General features: G+C 66.5%; 17 protein-coding genes. 10 read left to right on the top strand and 7 right to left on the bottom strand.

Annotated features, from left to right (window positions below; genetic code table 11):
* Window positions 1-7 precede the first annotated feature (7 nt).
* From KF887_06075 to KF887_06030, 10 genes are read left to right on the top strand one after another with little or no spacing between them, the layout of a single operon-like run.
* Window positions 8-772, top strand: coding sequence for an SDR family oxidoreductase (locus tag KF887_06075; protein ID QYK42673.1), 765 nt, complete (start codon window positions 8-10; stop codon window positions 770-772).
* On the top strand, window positions 769-1,800 hold the full coding sequence (locus tag KF887_06070; protein ID QYK42672.1) for a LacI family DNA-binding transcriptional regulator: 1,032 nt from the start codon (window positions 769-771) through the stop codon (window positions 1,798-1,800). The genes KF887_06075 and KF887_06070 overlap by 4 nt, the downstream gene beginning before the upstream one ends.
* Window positions 1,797-2,804: a nuclear transport factor 2 family protein gene (locus KF887_06065; GenBank protein QYK42671.1), complete on the top strand. Its 1,008-nt coding sequence runs from the start codon at window positions 1,797-1,799 to the stop codon at window positions 2,802-2,804. The genes KF887_06070 and KF887_06065 overlap by 4 nt, the downstream gene beginning before the upstream one ends.
* Window positions 2,801-3,790: an ester cyclase gene (locus KF887_06060; protein QYK42670.1), complete on the top strand. Its 990-nt coding sequence runs from the start codon at window positions 2,801-2,803 to the stop codon at window positions 3,788-3,790. Before KF887_06065 ends, KF887_06060 begins: the two co-directional genes overlap by 4 nt.
* A 20-nt stretch (window positions 3,791-3,810) precedes the next feature.
* Window positions 3,811-4,770 carry a cupin domain-containing protein gene (locus KF887_06055; protein ID QYK43458.1) on the top strand — a complete coding sequence of 320 codons (960 nt, stop codon included), beginning with the start codon at window positions 3,811-3,813 and terminating at the stop codon, window positions 4,768-4,770.
* 53 nt (window positions 4,771-4,823) lie between these two features.
* Complete coding sequence (locus KF887_06050) at window positions 4,824-5,945, top strand: cobalamin-independent methionine synthase II family protein (GenBank protein QYK42669.1); 1,122 nt, start codon at window positions 4,824-4,826, stop codon at window positions 5,943-5,945.
* The gene (locus KF887_06045) at window positions 5,942-6,628 is read left to right on the top strand and encodes an alpha/beta fold hydrolase (GenBank protein QYK42668.1); all 687 of its coding nucleotides are present in this window, start codon (window positions 5,942-5,944) and stop codon (window positions 6,626-6,628) included. The genes KF887_06050 and KF887_06045 overlap by 4 nt, the downstream gene beginning before the upstream one ends.
* Window positions 6,625-7,335 (top strand): RraA family protein, encoded by a 711-nt coding sequence (locus KF887_06040; GenBank protein ID QYK42667.1) that lies wholly within the window; start codon window positions 6,625-6,627, stop codon window positions 7,333-7,335. The genes KF887_06045 and KF887_06040 overlap by 4 nt, the downstream gene beginning before the upstream one ends.
* Window positions 7,316-7,507 (top strand): hypothetical protein, encoded by a 192-nt coding sequence (locus KF887_06035; GenBank protein QYK42666.1) that lies wholly within the window; start codon window positions 7,316-7,318, stop codon window positions 7,505-7,507. The genes KF887_06040 and KF887_06035 overlap by 20 nt, the downstream gene beginning before the upstream one ends.
* The gene (locus KF887_06030) at window positions 7,494-8,840 is read left to right on the top strand and encodes an amidase (protein QYK42665.1); all 1,347 of its coding nucleotides are present in this window, start codon (window positions 7,494-7,496) and stop codon (window positions 8,838-8,840) included. Before KF887_06035 ends, KF887_06030 begins: the two co-directional genes overlap by 14 nt.
* Here the strand turns inward: KF887_06030 and hisD are convergent.
* From hisD to KF887_05995, 7 genes are all read right to left on the bottom strand, one after another.
* Window positions 8,825-10,117, bottom strand: a complete 1,293-nt coding sequence (hisD, locus tag KF887_06025; protein QYK42664.1) for a histidinol dehydrogenase — start codon at window positions 10,115-10,117, stop codon at window positions 8,825-8,827. The genes KF887_06030 and hisD overlap by 16 nt on opposite strands.
* Before the next feature lie 291 nt (window positions 10,118-10,408).
* On the bottom strand, window positions 10,409-10,765 hold the full coding sequence (locus KF887_06020) for a hypothetical protein (GenBank protein ID QYK42663.1): 357 nt from the start codon (window positions 10,763-10,765) through the stop codon (window positions 10,409-10,411).
* Between the two features lie 70 nt (window positions 10,766-10,835).
* Window positions 10,836-13,205 (bottom strand): hypothetical protein, encoded by a 2,370-nt coding sequence (locus tag KF887_06015; GenBank protein ID QYK42662.1) that lies wholly within the window; start codon window positions 13,203-13,205, stop codon window positions 10,836-10,838.
* A 401-nt stretch (window positions 13,206-13,606) separates the two neighbouring features.
* Window positions 13,607-14,830 carry an RNA polymerase subunit sigma-70 gene (locus KF887_06010; GenBank protein QYK42661.1) on the bottom strand — a complete coding sequence of 408 codons (1,224 nt, stop codon included), beginning with the start codon at window positions 14,828-14,830 and terminating at the stop codon, window positions 13,607-13,609.
* Window positions 14,827-15,183: a hypothetical protein gene (locus tag KF887_06005; GenBank protein QYK42660.1), complete on the bottom strand. Its 357-nt coding sequence runs from the start codon at window positions 15,181-15,183 to the stop codon at window positions 14,827-14,829. The genes KF887_06010 and KF887_06005 overlap by 4 nt, the downstream gene beginning before the upstream one ends.
* 16 nt (window positions 15,184-15,199) lie before the next feature.
* Window positions 15,200-15,700 (bottom strand): hypothetical protein, encoded by a 501-nt coding sequence (locus KF887_06000; protein ID QYK42659.1) that lies wholly within the window; start codon window positions 15,698-15,700, stop codon window positions 15,200-15,202.
* 249 nt (window positions 15,701-15,949) lie between these two features.
* Window positions 15,950-16,147 carry a hypothetical protein gene (locus KF887_05995; protein QYK42658.1) on the bottom strand — a complete coding sequence of 66 codons (198 nt, stop codon included), beginning with the start codon at window positions 16,145-16,147 and terminating at the stop codon, window positions 15,950-15,952.
* Window positions 16,148-16,369: the final 222 nt, after the last annotated feature.

The raw sequence follows: 16,369 nt of genomic DNA, 5'->3' as shown, positions 1-16,369 counted from the left end.
CATACCGATGCCCCTTCCGCGCACACCCTCCTTCCGGCTGGACGGGCGCCGCGCCCTGGTGACCGGTGCCTCATCGGGCATCGGCCTTGGTGCGGCGGCGGCATTGGCGCAGGCGGGTGCCGAGGTGTGGATGGTGGCGCGCGGCGAGCCTGACCTGCGCGCCGCCTGCGGACTGGTCCGCGCAGCGGGCGGACAGGCGCAGGCGCATGCGCTCGACATCACCGATCTTGCCGCTGCTGCCGCATTCGTGGCCGATCACGGCCCCTTCGACGTCCTGGTGAACTCGGCAGGACTGGCCCGGCACGGATCGGCCCTGGTCACCACGCCGGACGACTATGACGCGGCGATGAACCTGAACCTGCGGGCCGCCTATTTCCTGACGCGCGAGGTTGCGAAAGGGCTGATCGCTGCGGGCAAGCCCGGCAGCCTGATCAACATCTCGTCCCAGATGGGCCATGTTGGTGGCCCTGACCGCGCCGTCTATTGCGCCAACAAGCATGCGCTCGAAGGCATGACGAAGGCCATGGCGATCGAGTGGGGGCCGAAGGGCGTCCGCGTCAACACGATCTGCCCGACCTTCATCCGCACGCCTCTTGGTGAACAGACGCTGGCCGTCCCCGAACGCCGCGCCTGGATCGAAAGCAAGATCAAGCTCGGCCGTGTCGGCGAGATCGAGGATGTCATGGGGCCTGTCGTCTTCCTTGCGTCCGATGCTGCCGCCATGATCACCGGAACGGCATTGCTGGTCGACGGGGGGTGGACAGCGGGATGACACAGGAAAAGGTGACTTCACTGGACGTGGCACGCCTTGCGGGTGTCAGCCAGTCGGCCGTCAGCCGCGTCTTCACGCCCGGCGCATCGGCATCGGCAAAGACCATCGCGAAGGTGCGCAAGGCGGCCGAGCAGCTTGGCTACAGGCCCAATCCGCTGGCGCGGGCGATGATCACCGGGAAGAGCCGGATCATCGGCCTGGTGGTGGCCTATCTCGACAACTACTTCTACCCGACCGCCGTGGAACGCCTGTCGGTCGCCTTGCAGGAACAGGGTTATCACGTCCTGGTGTTCATGGCCGCACCGACGGTCGGCGACGTGCAGGGGGTTGTGCAGGAAATCCTGGACTATCAGGTCGATGGTCTGGTCCTTGCCTCGATCTCGCTGTCGTCCTCGCTGGCCGAACAGTGCGAGTCGCTGAATATCCCTGTCGTTCTGTTCAACCGCGATCAGGACGATCCGCGCCTCTCCTCGGTGACGACGGACAACCGCGCCGGCGGGCGTGCTGTGGCCGAACACCTGATCGCCACGGACCACCGTCGCATTGCCTATATCGCCGGCTTCGAAGCCGCATCGACACAGCGCGACCGGGAACTCGGGTTCCGCGAAGGGCTGGCCGCCCATGGACGTGACCTGCATTCGCGGCGGGTCGGCAACTTTGTGCAAGAACAAGCCCAGCAGGCCGCGCGCGAGATGTTCGACCGTCCCGACCACCCCGACGCCGTGTTCGTCTGCAACGATCACATGGCCTTTGCCGTCATGGACGTGTTGCGCTCCGAACTGCGGCTGGACGTGCCGGGCAATGTTTCCGTCGCGGGGTTTGACGACGTGCCGATTGCCGCATGGCCCGCCTACGACCTGACGACCTTTCGCCAGCCGCTGAATCGCATGGTAAGCGAGACGGTCACGACGCTGATGGAACGGATCGACGGCAAGGACAACGAGGCACGGCGGATCAAGATCGACGGCCGCCTTATCCTGCGCGGTTCGACCCGCAACACCCTGAAGGAAAAAGGTAACACGGAATGAAGGGCTTTGACCCTAAGTGGCGCGATGTCGAGCATTTCATCATCGGCGTCACCAAGGAGATCTGGGAAGACCGCGAGATCGGCAGCTTGCGCCACCGCTATGCGCCCGGGCTGGTCGTTCGGTCCCCGGCCTCGGTGCTGGTCGACAATACCCGGGTCATCGCCGCGACCATGGCAACGCTTGCCGAGTTTCCCGACCGGGCGCTTCTGGGTGAGGATGTCATCTGGTGCAACGACGCGGCGCGCAGCGACGATACGACCGATGCGTTCCTGTCGTCGCACCGGCTGATCTGCACCGCCACCCATACCCGGCCCGGCATGTATGGCGCGCCGACCGGGCGGCGGCTGTGCTACCGCATCCTTGCCGACTGCGCGATCAGCCATGACCGCATCTATGACGAATGGCTGGTGCGCGACCAGTCGGCGATTGTGCGGCAGATGGGCCACGATCTGGTGGACTGGACGCGCGACCTGATCGCCCGCGAGGGCGGCCCCGAACGCTGCGTCAAGCCGATGACCCCCGCGAACGACATGCCCGGCCCGTATGACGGGCGCGGCAACGACAACGAATGGGGCGCGATGCTGGCCGATACGCTGTCGCACATCATGGCCGCCGACATGGACGTGATCCCCCTGCGATATGACCGGGCGGCGAACCTGTTCTATCCGGGTGCGCAGGACGGGCTTGGCTGGTCGGACGCCGATCAGTTCTGGATGGGCCTGCGGGCCGCCTTCCCCGATGCCCGTTTCACGATCGAGCATGTCATGGGCCGGGATGACCCTCTGATGCCACCCCGCGCCGCCGTTCGCTGGACGCTGCACGGCAAGCATGCGGGATGGGGGCGCTTCGGTACTCCGACGGGCGCCGAGGTCTACATCATGGGGATCACCCATGCCGAGTTCGGCCCCTTCGGCAACGGGCAGCCGACCCTGCGCCGCGAATACACGCTGATCGACGAAACCGCGATCTGGAAGCAGATTCTGCTTGCGACAGGTGCCGCATGAAAGGCTTTGACCCGCATTTCGCCGACCTGCCCGACTACATCCTCAAGATCACCAGGGAAATCTGGGAGGATCGGGGGCTGGCGACGCTCAATCGCTATTACGCGCCTGACCTGCCCATGCGCTTTCCCTCGGGCCTCGTGCGCGGCAATCAGGCGGTGATCGACGGCACGCTTGCAACGCTGGCCGAGTTTCCAGACCGGGAACTGCTGGGCGAGGATGTGATCTGGTCGGGCGACGATGAGGCCGGGTTCCTGTCGTCGCACCGCCTGGTTACCAGCGGCACCCATACCGGGCACGGCGCCTTCGGCCCTCCGACAGGCCGCCGGTTCACCATCCGGGCGATTGCCGACTGCGCGGCCAGGGCGAATGTGATCTACGACGAATGGCTGATCCGGGACGCGGGCGGGATCGTGCGCCAGCTGGGCATGGACCCCGAAACCTTCGCCCGCGACCAGATCGCCCGAGAAGGCGGCGCAGAGCGCGCCACGCGCCCCTTCACACCCGACGACGACGTGGATGGCGGCTATCACGGGCGCGGCAACGACAATGAATGGGGAGGGCGGCTGGCCGACATCCTGACGCGCATCATGCACAAGGACTTTGCCGTGATCGGCGCGGAGTACGACCGTGCGGTGCGCAGCGAACATCCGGGCGCGCAGGGTGGTTGGGGCCGTGGCTATGCCGAAACGCAATGGATGCGTCTGCGGTCATCTTTCCCCACCGCAGCCTTCGCCATCCATCACGTCATCGGGCGCTCCGACCCGCAGCAGCCGCCCCGCGCCGCTGTCCGCTGGTCGCTGACGGGCATCCATTCCGGCCCCGGCACCTTTGGCCGCGCTACCGGCGCCCCGGTTCATGTCATGGGCATCACCCATGCCGAATTTGGCCCCTTCGGCCCGAACGGCTGGGGGTTGCGCCGAGAGTTCACGCTGTTCGACGAAATCGCCATCTGGAAACAGATTCACCTGCACACCGGAGACCTGTGATGACCGCCCCCTCCCTGACCATGGCCGAGATGGAAGCCCGCATCGTGCGCTATGGAGATCTGAAGCCGTGCAAGACCGCCTTCATCGACGCCCACACACCGGGATCGAACCAGAAGGAAAACTTCACCATCATCGGCGGTGGCGTGTCGGAAAGCCCGGACCAGCACGTCCACATCAAGGAAACGCCCGGCTTCAACATCGGCGCGGCGGGCCAACCGCCAAAATGCCGCAACAGCCTGCACAGCCACCGCACGGCCGAGGTGTTCTTCGTGCTGAAAGGGCGCTGGCGGTTCTTCTGGGGCCGCTGGGGCACCGCGGGCGAGGTGGTGCTGGAAGAAGGCGACATCATCAACATCCCAACCGGCATCTTCCGCGGTTTCGAGAACATCGGAACCGACTATGGAATGATCATGGCCGTCCTGGGCGGCGACGATGCGGGCGGCGGCGTGATCTGGGCGCCGCAGGTGATCACCGACGCCAAGGACCACGGCCTGATCCTGGGCGAGAACGGCAAGCTCTACGACACCAAGAAAGGCCAGTCGCTGCCCGACGGCATCAGGCCGATGCCGCTGCTGACGGATGACGAGCTGACGGCATTTCCGGAACTGGACGTGACCGAGGTTCTGCCCGGCTATGTCGCGCGCTACTGGGATCTGATGGCGCTTGCGCGCAAGGCTCCGGCCAGGGTGATCGGCGCCGAGGCGCTGCTGAAGGACCGGCCCGGGTTCGAGGTGGAACTGTTGACCCGTGGCTCGATCCCCGAGACACCCTATACCAGCCCGCGGCACGAGGTGCTGATGGTGATGCGCGGTCACTGGCGCCTAGCCTGGGACGGCGGTGAAAAGGTGTTGGCCCCCGGCGACACCTGCGCCGTGCCACCCGGGCTGACGCACAGCCTTGTCCCTTCGATGACCGGCGAGGCAAGCCTCTATCGCGTCATCCCGACCGACGACAAGCCGGGCGCCACCTGGCGGCACTGATCCATCGGCGGGTGGCCGCAGGGCCACCCCACCTCTCCAACGGCAGGTTCCCCATGTCCATTCTGACGACGCATGTCGGCTCCCTTCCCCGCGCGCAGGCGGTGGTTGACCAGCTTTTCGCCCGTGAACGTCGCGAGCCGCACGACCCCAAGACATTCGACGCCGTGATGACCTCCGCGGTGTCCGAGGTGGTTCGCCGCCAGGTTGCCGCCGGGGTCGACATCGTCAGCGATGGCGAGACATCCAAGATATCCTACGCGACCTACGTCAAGGATCGCTACACCGGCTTCGACGGCGACAGCCCGCGCAACGCGCCTGCCGACCTGAAGCTGTTCCCCAGCTTCCTCGACCGCCTTGCACGCGAGGGCGGCACCCCGAAATATGCCCGCCCGATGTGTGTGGGCGAGGTGAAGTCGCGGGGTCAGGGCGAGTTGCACAAGGACATCGCCAACCTTAAGGCGGCAATGGCCGAACACGGCGCGGCGCGGGGCTTCATGAATGCCGCCTCGCCCGGCGTGATCTCTCTGTTCCTGCAGAACGCGCATTACCCCGACCGTGGCGCCTATCTGGCCGCCCTGGCCGACGCGATGCGCGACGAATACCGCACCATCGTCGCGGCCGGCCTGGACCTGCAGCTGGACTGCCCCGACCTCGCCCTGTCGCGGCACATGTTGTTCAACGATCTGAGCGACGACGAATTCGTGAAGGTCGCGGAAACCCATGTCGAGGCGCTGAACCATGCGCTCGACGGCATCCCGGAAGATCGCATCCGCATCCATATCTGCTGGGGCAACTACGAAGGCCCGCATGTCTGCGACATCGACATGGCAAAGGTATTCCCCGTTCTGATGAAGGCCCGCGCAACCTATGTGCTGTTCGAGACCGCGAACCCACGCCATGGCCATGAATGGACCGTGTTCCGCGACCGCGCCCGCGAGATACCCGATCACAAGGTGCTCGTGCCGGGCGTCGTCGACACGACCACGAACTTCGTCGAGCACCCCGACCTTGTGGCACAGCGACTGCAGCGGTTTACCGCGATCGTCGGGCGTGACCGGGTGATCGCCGGATCGGACTGCGGGTTCGGCACCTTCGCGGGCTTCGGCGCGGTCGACCCGGAAATCGCCTGGGCCAAGCTTGCGACGATGGCCGAGGGCGCGCGGCGCGCGGCATGACACCGCTGGTCCTGCTGCCGGGCATGATGTGCGATGCCCGCCTGTTCGGCGCGCAGATCGGCGCGCTGTCGGCCCGATGGCCGGTGATGACGCATCCCATCGGGTTCGCGGCCAGCATGGAGGGTCTTGCCGAACAGGTGCTGGCCCGCGCCCCGCAGCGCTTTGCCCTGGCCGGTCTCTCGATGGGCGGGATCGTGGCCATGGAGATCCTGCGGCAGGCCCCCGGCCGCGTGGAACGTGTTGCCCTGATGGATACGAACCCGCTGGCCGAGCCGCCCGAAGTGGCCGCGCGCCGCCCCGCGCAGGTCGCCCGCGCGCTTGCCGGGGAACTCGCCGACGTGATGCGCGACGAGATGAAGCCGAACTACCTGGCAGAGAGCAACACAGCGCTGCTCGACCTCTGCCTCGACATGGCACTGGCCCTTGGCCCGCAGGTGTTCGCGCGGCAGTCACAGGCACTTGCCACACGTCCTGACCAGACCGCCACGCTTGCAGCCTTTCGCGGGCCCGCACTGGTCCTTATGGGGGCCGAGGATCGGCTATGCCCGCGTGACCGGCACGATCTGATGCACCGATTGATGCCGCAGTCGCGGTTGGCGATCGTGCCGGGCGCAGGCCATCTGCCACCCCTTGAACAACCGCACGCAACGACGGCGGAACTGATCCGCTGGCTGGAGGAATGATGCCCGAGATGCTCGACCCCGACCTTCTGGCCCTGTTGCGCCGGGTCGATACGCCCACGGTCTGCAACGCCATTGAGGTGGCACAGGGGCAACGCGGGTTTCAGGGATATACCCGCGGCACGATGCTGTGCTCGGCCCCGGACGAGCCTGCGATGGTCGGCTTTGCCGTCACGGCACGGATCGCGGGCCTCGCCCCCCCGACCGAGGACAAGCTGACCCTGCGCACCCGCCGCATGGACTATTACCGGGCAATGGCCGAGGCCCCGAAGCCCTCGGTCGCGGTGGTCGAGGATGTGGACTATCCGGGCTGCGTTGCCGCCTACTGGGGTGAGGTGAACACCGCCATCCACAAGGGATTTGGCATGTCCGGAGCGCTTACCAACGGTGTGATGCGCGATCTGGCGGATCTTGAGCCGGGCTTTCCCGTGGTCGCGGGTTCGGTCGGTCCCAGCCATGGCTTCGTTCATGTGCGCGAGGTGGGCACCCCGGTGACGATCTTCGGGCTGACCGTGGCGACGGGCGACCTGGTCCACGCCGACCGGCACGGTGCGGTCGTGATTCCGCCCGATGTGATCCCGCGCCTGGCCGACGCCATCGGCAAGCTGCTTGCCACCGAAAAGCTGGTGCTCGGCCCCGCGCGGGCCCCGGGCTTCGACTTCGCCGCGTTCGAAACCGCATGGACCGCCTTTGAAAACGCCCGCACCTGACCCCCGGCGCACGCCGCCCACCGAAACCTCGCTGCTGGCCGATCTTGCGGCGGCTGGCCTGGTGCTGGCACCCGCCCAGGTTCCGGGTGTGCTGGAGACCGCAAGATACCTGCATCGCGCCTGCGGGCTGATCGAGACCTGTCTGCACACGGCGCCCGATGAACCCCGCTGACCTGCCAATTCCCGAGGCGGCGCAGCGGCTGCGGGCGGGCAGCCTGACGGCCGCTGCCCTGACCGAGGCCCATCTGGCCCGGATCGCCGTCCGTGACGCGGATGTCGGCGCCTTCGTCGTGGTGACACGCGACATGGCCCTTGCCGCCGCCGCTCGGGCAGACGCCGCCTTCGGCGCCGGCGTCGATCTTGGGCCGATGCAGGGGATTCCCTTTGCCATCAAGGATCTCATCGACATGGGGGGGGTGCCCTCGACCTACGGATCGCGCCGTCATGCCGCGCATGTTCCAGCCACGGATGCCGAGGTGGTGGCGCGGCTGGTGGCCGGGGGGGCCGTGCCCATCGGCAAGGTCGCGACCTACGAGTATGCACTGGTCGGACCGAGTTTCGATCAGCCGTATCCCCCTGCCCGGAATCCCTGGAACAGATCGCACATCACCGGCGGGTCATCATCCGGCTCGGCTGCGGCGGTCGCCGCCGGGCTGGTCAGGGTGGCCATCGGCACGGATACCGGCGGCTCGGTGCGTTCGCCCGCCTGCTACTGCGGGGTCGTCGGGTTGAAGCCCACCCATGGCAGCCTGCCCGCAGAGGGCGTGTTTCCGCTTTCCCCGACGCTCGACCATATCGGCGTGCTTGCGGCGACCGTGGACGAGGCTGCGATCTGCATGGCGGCCATGGGCGCCCCGCCCCGCGTGGCGGCACAGGATGTCCGGGGACTTCGGATCGGCTATGCCCGCGACTGGTTCTGTGACGATCCCGCATGCCACCCGGCCGTGCTGGCCGCGCTCGATGACACTGCGGGCGTGCTGACCCTGCTGGGTGCCAGGGTCGAGCTCACGACATTGCCCGACTATCCGCTGCTCGAGGCGACAGGCGCGGTGATCCTGCACGCCGAGGCCCTGGCGCATCACCTGGGCAGCATGCGCACCGACGGTGCGCGCTATGGACGACAAGCCTATCAGAGCCTTGCCGCAGGGGTGGGCCTCACCGATGCCGATCTGGGCCATGCACGCACCGTTGCCGGCCGCCTGCGCGTGGCGATGGATGCCTGCCTGGCCCCCTTTGACGCTGTGCTGACGGCCTGCGTCCTGGCCCCCGCGCCGCCCTTCTCGGATTTCTCGGATGACCGCGCGATCTGGACGGCCATGCGTACCCTGCCCTTCAACGTGACCGGCCATCCGGTACTGGCCCTGCCGGTCGGATTTGCGGAAGGCTTGCCACTTGGGGCACAGATCATTGCGCGTCACGGCGACGAGCCGATGGCACTGCGCATCGGCGCCGCACTGGAGGCGGCGACCGATGCGGGGGCTCAGCGTCCCTACATGCGCGCCTGAAGCCGGTCGAGGCGCAGTTGCGCCGCGCGGCGATGGCCCTCAAGCCCTTCGGACGCGCTCTGCCGCACGGCGGGCGGCGCGACGGCCCGCACGCCGCGTTCATCCAGCCACTGATGCGTGGCGATCTTCACATAGGCCCCGACCCACAGACCCCCGGTGTAGCGCCCGGCCGCCATGGTGGGCAGGGTGTGGTTGGTACCCGAGCATTTGTCGGAATAGACGACGCTGGCCAGTTCGCCGATGAACAGCGACCCATAGTTGCGCAGACGCTTTGCCATGTCATGCGGATCGGCGGTATGAAGCTGCAGGTGTTCGGCGGCAATATGGTCGGAGCAGGCGATCATCGCGGCCTCGCTGTCGCAGAGGATGATCTCGCCGTAGTCCCGCCACGCGGGGGCAGCGACAGAGGCCGTGGACAGCGTACCCAGCTGCGCCTCGACCTCGGCCAGCACCGCCGTTGCCAGGGCGGCATCCGTGGTGATCAACCCGACGCGGGTGCGCACGTCATGCTCGGCCTGCGCCAGCAGGTCGGTCGCGATCATGGCCGCATCCCCGGTCTGGTCGGCCAGAATGTAGATCTCTGACGGGCCTGCAAGCTGGTCAATGCCGACAGGGCCGAAGACCTGGCGCTTGGCCTCGTTCACGAAGGCGTTGCCGGGGCCGACGATCTTGTTCACCTGCGGCACCGTTTCGGTGCCATAGGCCATCGCCGCAATCGCCTGCGCGCCACCGATACGGAAGATGCGGTCCGCCCCCGACAGATGGCAGCCCGCAATCATCGCCCGGTGTGCATTGGGTGGCAGGCAGGCCACGACCTGATCCACGCCCGCCACCTTGGCCGGGACGATGGTCATGATCGGCGCCGACAGCAGCGGAAAGCGTCCGCCCGGCACATAGCAGCCCACCGTCTGGATCGGGATCACGCGGTGCCCCATGTAGACCCCCGGCAGGGTCTCGACGTCCAGCGGCAGGATCGTGGACAGTTGCGCCTCGGCGAACTTGCGGACGTTCGCGATGGCGAATTCGGTATCGGCGCGGGTCTGCGGGGCAAGCGCCTCGACCGCCGCCAGCCGATCCTCCATCGAAACCTCGAAGGCGTCGAGTTCCGCCTTGTCGAAGCGCAGCGAATAGTCGCGGACTGCCGCGTCACCACGATCGCGCACGGCGGCAAGAATTTCCTGGACCAGCCCCTCGACCGAGGCGGTGTCAGTGGTGGAGTTGCGGGCCGGGGCCTTGAGCCAGGTCAATCCTGCTGGCAGGGCGGAAGGGTTCGGCATGGGTTCATATCTCCTCTGGCGCCGCGGATCGCGCGCAACGGGCCTTTCATCCGCTGCACTACCACCCCGCGGCTTCCGATCCAACCAGATTTTGCATACGATTTCACGCCCGGTTCACCGGGGCAGCGCGACCCGCTGGCAACAGACCTCGAGCCTCTCGGCAAGGCTACGCTATCGCGCAATCCGGGCCGCCGGATCGGCCATGCCGACCGCCGCCTCGATGCCGTCGATCACAACTTGGCGGTGGCGCGAAAAGTCGGCCGCGCGGACCGACGGCCCGCCCGCCGCGCGTCAGTTTGCGGCGGGCTCCAGGCGTTTGGCGAACAGATAGTCGTAGTTGCTGGCCAGAAAGTGCATCGCCGCGGGCGGATAGTCCGGGCTGTCGCGGGCGATCCGTTCGGTTCCCGACGTTCTGATCCAGGTGCCGTCTGCCATCTGTTGGCGCCGCGAACGCTCGACCTCAAGCACATCCCTTGCCGCGATCGGGGCCCAGCGTTCCCGAAGCGCAAGATGCTCGACATCCTTTCCCGCAAGGGTCAGGGTGGCGAAATGCGCGGTATCGAAGGTGATCGAGCCGATTTCGACCGTTTCACCGTTGCGGAAGATCGAAATGTCGTAGGTAACGGGCATCGTCGTTTCCTCGGTCATTTGGGCCGGTATCGGCGTGGTGTTCCATCCCGATGGCAACGTAAGGCGCAGACCCGGACGTTTGCAGGGTTCAGTTGAGCTCCTGGGTGTATCCGCCGCCATATTCGGGGGGGAGATCCTTGCGAACGCGGTTTGCGGTATGGCGGGACTGCTGCTCCATAGGAGAATGCACATAAACGTCCCATACATTGTAGTCACCCGGAAACTGTTTGAAATACTTCCTGTCGAACGAAAGGCTTCTGGCCTGTTCATATTCCGGGCTCCCCGGCTTGAGTTTGCCACTCTCATATTTTTCGATCAGGGATTCCTGATAGCCGTGGCCGACTTCGTGGACCAGGTTCTGCACCACGTCGGTAAAGTCGGACTGCGGGTTCCATTCGCCCGAGGGATTTCCGACGCACACGCCGATTTCCTCGGCCTTTGTCGCGCTGGCCGGGGAATGATAGCCACGCAGGGTGGAGTCGGTCAGGCACAGCCCCTGCTGCGCGGTAAAGTTGATCTTCTCCGACCCTTCCACGTTCCAGCCGTCCGGGCCGCCGATGATGGCACCCACGTCCTTCATCGCGGCCTGTTTCGCTGCCGGGTCCATCGTTGCCCATTCGGCGGCGTATTTCTTGATTTTCGGATCGTCGCGCAACTTCTTCACGATACCGTCGGTGGTTTTCTTGTCCATCGCCTCGTAAGCCGGGTCGAGTTTCGCGGTTGATTGCCAGATCTCCTGCACGGCCTTCTGTTCGTCGGGCGCGATGCTGTTCAACAGTCCATTCTTTGTCAGCTTTTCGATCAGCATGTTGCGCGCCTCGATCGGCAGGTCCTTCAGCGTGTTGTCATTCTTCAACTCATCCACGATCTTGACGGCCTCGGTGTCGGACCCGAACATCTTGTCCAGCCGGTCGCGGATCTTGCGGATCTTCTCCAGATCGGTGGCAAGTTTCCTGGCGCGCTCCATGATCTCGACCGCCTCGGTCAGGTCATCCTTGCCGGCAAGCGCCTTGTCCAGCGCAGCGATGTCGTTCTTCAGCATCTTGGCGCTGGACAGTTCGCCGTTGCCCTTGTCGTCGGCGGCGGTGCGCATGGCAGGCAGTTCGGGGGTGATCTTGGCGCGCAGCGTGGCGTCGTGGGCATCATGCGCGGCCTGGAAATCGGCAAGCGCCTTTTCCAGGCCACCGATGCCATTCACGGCAGCGTCCCAATCCTCCGCGCTTGCGGCTTTCTCCATGTCCTTCAGGATCGTGCGCACGGCGGTTTTCTGCGGCTCCAGCGGGTAGGTACAGGGTTCGACGTGGCTGATCAGGTGGTCGAATGCACCGCGCGCGGCATCGTATTCGGCCTTCTTCGCCGCAATCGCCGCGTGGAACTCGGCAAGTTTCGCTTCAAGATCGGCGATCAGGACCACCGCCCTGGCGTAGTCATGCGCGGCGGCTGCGGCCTCCATCTCGGTCTGGATACCGGCCATTTCAGACTGGATGGGTTCCAGATAGGTCCATCGCGGATCGCTGACCAGGGCTTCGGCCAGTTCGGTCTGGATCGCCGCAAGCCGCGACTGATAAAGCTCGAAATTCTCGACCACGGTCTCATAGGCGGTCAGCGCGCGTTCCAGCTCGGCGGCCTTCTCCATCGCCTGGACAAACTCCGACGCACCGGCAGCGGCCGTCATCGCAGACTCGGCGTCGATGATCTCATGTTGCAGCGCCTCGGCCCCGATGGGCAGGGATGTCGAGACCGCCTGAATCCGCGGGGCAAGCGCGGTCAGCGCGGTCTGATAGGCGGCTTCGGCAACCCGAAGGGCTTCGATCTCGGTCTCAGCGGTGGTCAATTCGGCTACGCCGATCCGCAGCAGGTCAAGCGCACCGACGTAGTTCCGGGCGGCAGCCTCGGCATCCATCGCGCCCAGGTTCCCCCGGATTGATGACAGACGGCCGGTGATCGTCCCGTTCTGCGGCGTGGCGCCATCGGCGGTGGTCAGCCGGCCTGTCAGGTCGGCGCGCAGGGGTTCGTATGCGGCCCGCGCGGCGATCTGCGCCTCGTAATCCGCCCACGTTGGTCCGATATTGGCCATGGCCTGCTGAAGTTCGGCCGTGGCATCGGGCCAGCGCTGATCGGCGGTGGCCAGGTTGATCGCGGTTTCGGAGTCGGCAAAGGTGCCAAGATCGCGGTGGTCAAAATCGCGCAGCGCCTGGACCTTGGCCTGAAGATCGGCCCATTCGGCGCCGTGGCTTTCCCAGATACGCTTGTTTTCCTCGATCTCGGCACGCAGTTGGGCGACCACACCGCGCAGCTTGTCGATCTTGGCCTTGGTGCGGTCCAGCGCATCCTGTTCAGTGGCGTCGATCACGCCGTCCTGAAGGTAGATCTGCCGCATCCGGGACTCTTCGCCAGACAAGGCGGTAATCGCCGCCTCGGCCTCCTGTATCCGTTCGATCTTGACGTTCCCGGCCATTATGATGCCCCCGATGGTTTGAAATGCCGAGTGAAAGAAGCGCAATATGACAGGCTGGACGATCTGGTGGCGAGGGCGGCCGTCATCGGCGTCGCGCGCCATCGGAAAATTCCATGGCGCAACGTAGCAAGACGATGCAAGGCGTCAAGCGTGGAACGCTGCCCCGCGCGACGGACCCGTGGGTTTTGCCAGATGGACGCGGTACCTGTCGCGGCGGCGTTGGTTGCGGCGGGTTGCGGGCGATCTTGTGCCGGATGCCGCTGTGGCCCCGCAACCGCCACTTGGACGTCGTGGATATGGTGAACCGGCTGGAGAGCGGGAGCCGCGGCGGCAAGCCGGGCCGCGTGGCTGTCTATCTGACGGCCGGCATCATGGCGCAGGACCGGCGACGCGTTCGGACTTCAACAGGCCAGGGCAGCCCGCTGCCGGGCGAGGAACCGGCGCATGGCCGGATCGGCGGTCAGGGCCATGGCGCGGGCATAGGCCTCGGCCGCCAGGGCGGGATCGCCGGTCCGGCTCAAAGCATGGGCGCGCACCGCCCACCAAGGCTGATAGGACTGTGCGAAGGCAGGATCGGCTGCGTCCAGTACGGCCAGCGCGGCAGAAGAATCGCCGGCGTCGGCGAGGGCTCCTGCCAAACCAACCCGGGCGCCGATGGTCGGATGCAGCGCCACTAGACCGCGATAGAGCGCGGTGATCGCCTGCTGATCGGTCCTTTGCCCATGTCGGCGGGCGGCGTGGGCGGCGGCGATGGAGGCTTCGATCTGGTAACGGCCAAGCGTCGGGTTGCGGGCCGCCAGCCGCAACGCCAGATCGGCGTCGTCCAGCATTCTCGCGTCCCACAGGGCCGTGTCCTGCTGCGCCAAGGGTATGAGGCAGCCGGACGCGTCAAGGCGCGCCGGGCGCCGTGCCTGGGTGTAGAGCATCAGCGCGAACAGAGCCTGGGCTTCGGATGCGCCGGGCATCCGCGCCGCCACAAGACTGCCCAGCCAGAGGGCCTCGCGCGCCAGAGAGGTGGATTTCACATCGCCCGCCCCCTCGCCATCGATCCCCACGGTGAAGGCGACATAGATGGCGTCGAGCACATGGGTCAGCCTTGGCCCGAGGTCGCGCCCCTCTGGAACGGCATAGCCGATACGTGCCGCCTCGATTTTGGACCGGGCCCGGGTCAGCCGCTGGCCGAGTGTGCCGGGCGGGATCAGAAACGCCCCTGCCATCCGCCGCGCGTCGAGGCCCAACACCAGTTGCAGCATCAAGGGCGTGCGCATTCGGGCTTCGATGGCCGGATGCGCACAGACGAACATCAGGTTCAGCGTCGGGTCAGGGGTTGCGGCCTGTGCCATCTCGGCACGTTCCTCCTCCAGCAGGGCGAGGGTTTCGGCGGCCCGGGCGGCCCGGGCCGACTGACGCCCGGCATCGGCGACGCGGTTCCGCGCGGTCGCGATAAGCCATGCCTCGGGACGGTCAGGGATCCCGCGTGCGGGCCAGGTCTCCAGCGCACGCAGGACCGCGTCCGACAGGGCGTCCATCGCGTCGGACACCCCGCCGGTTCGGGTGGCGAGAATGGCGACGAGCCTGCCATACGACAGGCGCGCCGCCTTCTCGATCTCGTCGGCTGCGCTCACGCTGCCCCGCGCATGACGACGGGGCGCACCTCGACGGCCCCGGAAGTTGCCGCCGGGTTCAGCGCGGCCCAGTTGAGCGCGGTGTCGAGGTCGGGGACATCAATGATGTAGTAGCCGCCGAACTGCTCCTTGCTGGCCGCATAGGGACCGTCCTGCACATCGCGCACCTCGCCCCGAACGCGGAGCGTGGTGGCGGTGTGCGATGGATGCAGGGCGTTGCCGCCGACAAAGACGCCGGCCTCGATCAGCGCGCGGGTGTAGGCGCTCCAGACCTCGCCCGCGGCGGCCGCTGCGACCGCATCGGCGTCGGCGTACTCCGACGGGGACGTGTAGTTCAGGATCATGTAGTGCATGGGCTGGGCGTCCTTTTCAGCGGGCGACAACGGCGGGAAGCAGCGCGGCGGGTGTCCTGTCGGCGGTGCACAGGTCGTTGTCGGCCGGGCGCACGCCGAAGTGCAGTCCCTCGACCGTCAGGGCAAGCAGGTCGTGGTCTTCGCCGCATTCTGCCACCGGCCGCCATGCCGCGCATCCGGTTTCCGAGATGTCGGCCTCGAGGTTGACCGTCAGCCCGCAGTCGCCAATGCCCATGGCGGCGGCGATTTCGGGCACAGGGGTCAGCAGCGTAAGGTGCTTCCAGTCCTCGTCAAACACCGTGTGGAACGCCCCCGGCACGGTTCGGGATGCCTCTCGCACCTCGTAGGCGCCCCCGGTGCGGAACTGGAACGTGCGCTGCGTCATTCCGGGGTCGAGCGCATGGATGAAGGTCAGGCTCCACTGCCCGTCGGCAAAGACGAACTCGCGGGTGCCGTGGCCGCCATACCAGTTCTCGACGACCGGGCTGTGGAACGTTCCGGACAGCGTTTGCAGCACGGAGCGGTCAGTGGTTTGCGCGGCGACGGAACTTGCAGACGCGGCGACAGCGACGATGAGGGCGGGAAACAGGGTGTTCATGGGGTCCGTATCCTTTCGGGTCTGGCAGCGCCCGAAATGGGCGCCGATACCCCATGACGATCGGAATCGTCCCGATTTCTACATCCTGCGATGGGTTTTTGCGCTGCCGCCATGGCGCCCCGGTGATCGAATTGCCGTCGCGCACCGCCAAGACCTTGAACATCGAGGTCATCGCGAAATGGTTGCGGGCAGCGCCGTCGCCTCGTCCTCGATCCAGAAGGGCTGGATCTTCATGCCGCCGGACCGGTCTGCAAATGCTTCCTCGGAACAGGCATGGCGTGCCCGGATCTTGCCCTTGACCGGTGGCTCGCCGTTCGTGAGCCGGGTTCTCAGCAGGATACAGGTGCCATGACAAACGAGCGCCACGACCCTTTCCCGCCTCGTGGGTCCGCGCGACGAAGGCGTGCAGACCGTTGTCGCCGATCCTGTTGACCATGGGGGACTGCCCCGCCCACCGTCTGGACGGGGTTCGGTCCTATGGCAATGGCGTGGTCCACCTCGCGGCTGCGCATCCGCCGTGAGCCCTGGCGTCCGAACTGCCGGTCGGCGGATGAGGTGGCCGGAGGAAGCAGTCCCGCGACGTGTCGC

The sequence above is a fragment of the Paracoccaceae bacterium genome (assembly GCA_019454225.1).
Classification (GTDB): Bacteria; Pseudomonadota; Alphaproteobacteria; order Rhodobacterales; family Rhodobacteraceae.
Note: the sequence above shows the minus strand (reverse complement) of the source record. Positions and strands in the feature narration are given on the sequence as shown.

Bases quoted from the DNA above. Each gene is read 5' to 3' on its own strand.
- KF887_06050 (QYK42669.1), top strand. From the start codon at position 4,824: ATGTCCATTCTGACGACGCATGTCGGCTCCCTTCCCCGCGCGCAGGCG.
- KF887_06040 (QYK42667.1), top strand. From the start codon at position 6,625: ATGATGCCCGAGATGCTCGACCCCGACCTTCTGGCCCTGTTGCGCCGG.
- KF887_06045 (QYK42668.1), top strand. From the start codon at position 5,942: ATGACACCGCTGGTCCTGCTGCCGGGCATGATGTGCGATGCCCGCCTG.
- KF887_06065 (QYK42671.1), top strand. From the start codon at position 1,797: ATGAAGGGCTTTGACCCTAAGTGGCGCGATGTCGAGCATTTCATCATC.
- KF887_06075 (QYK42673.1), top strand. From the start codon at position 8: ATGCCCCTTCCGCGCACACCCTCCTTCCGGCTGGACGGGCGCCGCGCC.
- KF887_06005 (QYK42660.1), bottom strand. From the start codon at position 15,183: ATGCACTACATGATCCTGAACTACACGTCCCCGTCGGAGTACGCCGAC.
- KF887_06055 (QYK43458.1), top strand. From the start codon at position 3,811: ATGGCCGAGATGGAAGCCCGCATCGTGCGCTATGGAGATCTGAAGCCG.
- hisD (QYK42664.1), bottom strand. From the start codon at position 10,117: ATGCCGAACCCTTCCGCCCTGCCAGCAGGATTGACCTGGCTCAAGGCC.
- KF887_06030 (QYK42665.1), top strand. From the start codon at position 7,494: ATGAACCCCGCTGACCTGCCAATTCCCGAGGCGGCGCAGCGGCTGCGG.
- KF887_06020 (QYK42663.1), bottom strand. From the start codon at position 10,765: ATGACCGAGGAAACGACGATGCCCGTTACCTACGACATTTCGATCTTC.
- KF887_06060 (QYK42670.1), top strand. From the start codon at position 2,801: ATGAAAGGCTTTGACCCGCATTTCGCCGACCTGCCCGACTACATCCTC.
- KF887_06015 (QYK42662.1), bottom strand. From the start codon at position 13,205: ATGGCCGGGAACGTCAAGATCGAACGGATACAGGAGGCCGAGGCGGCG.
- KF887_06070 (QYK42672.1), top strand. From the start codon at position 769: ATGACACAGGAAAAGGTGACTTCACTGGACGTGGCACGCCTTGCGGGT.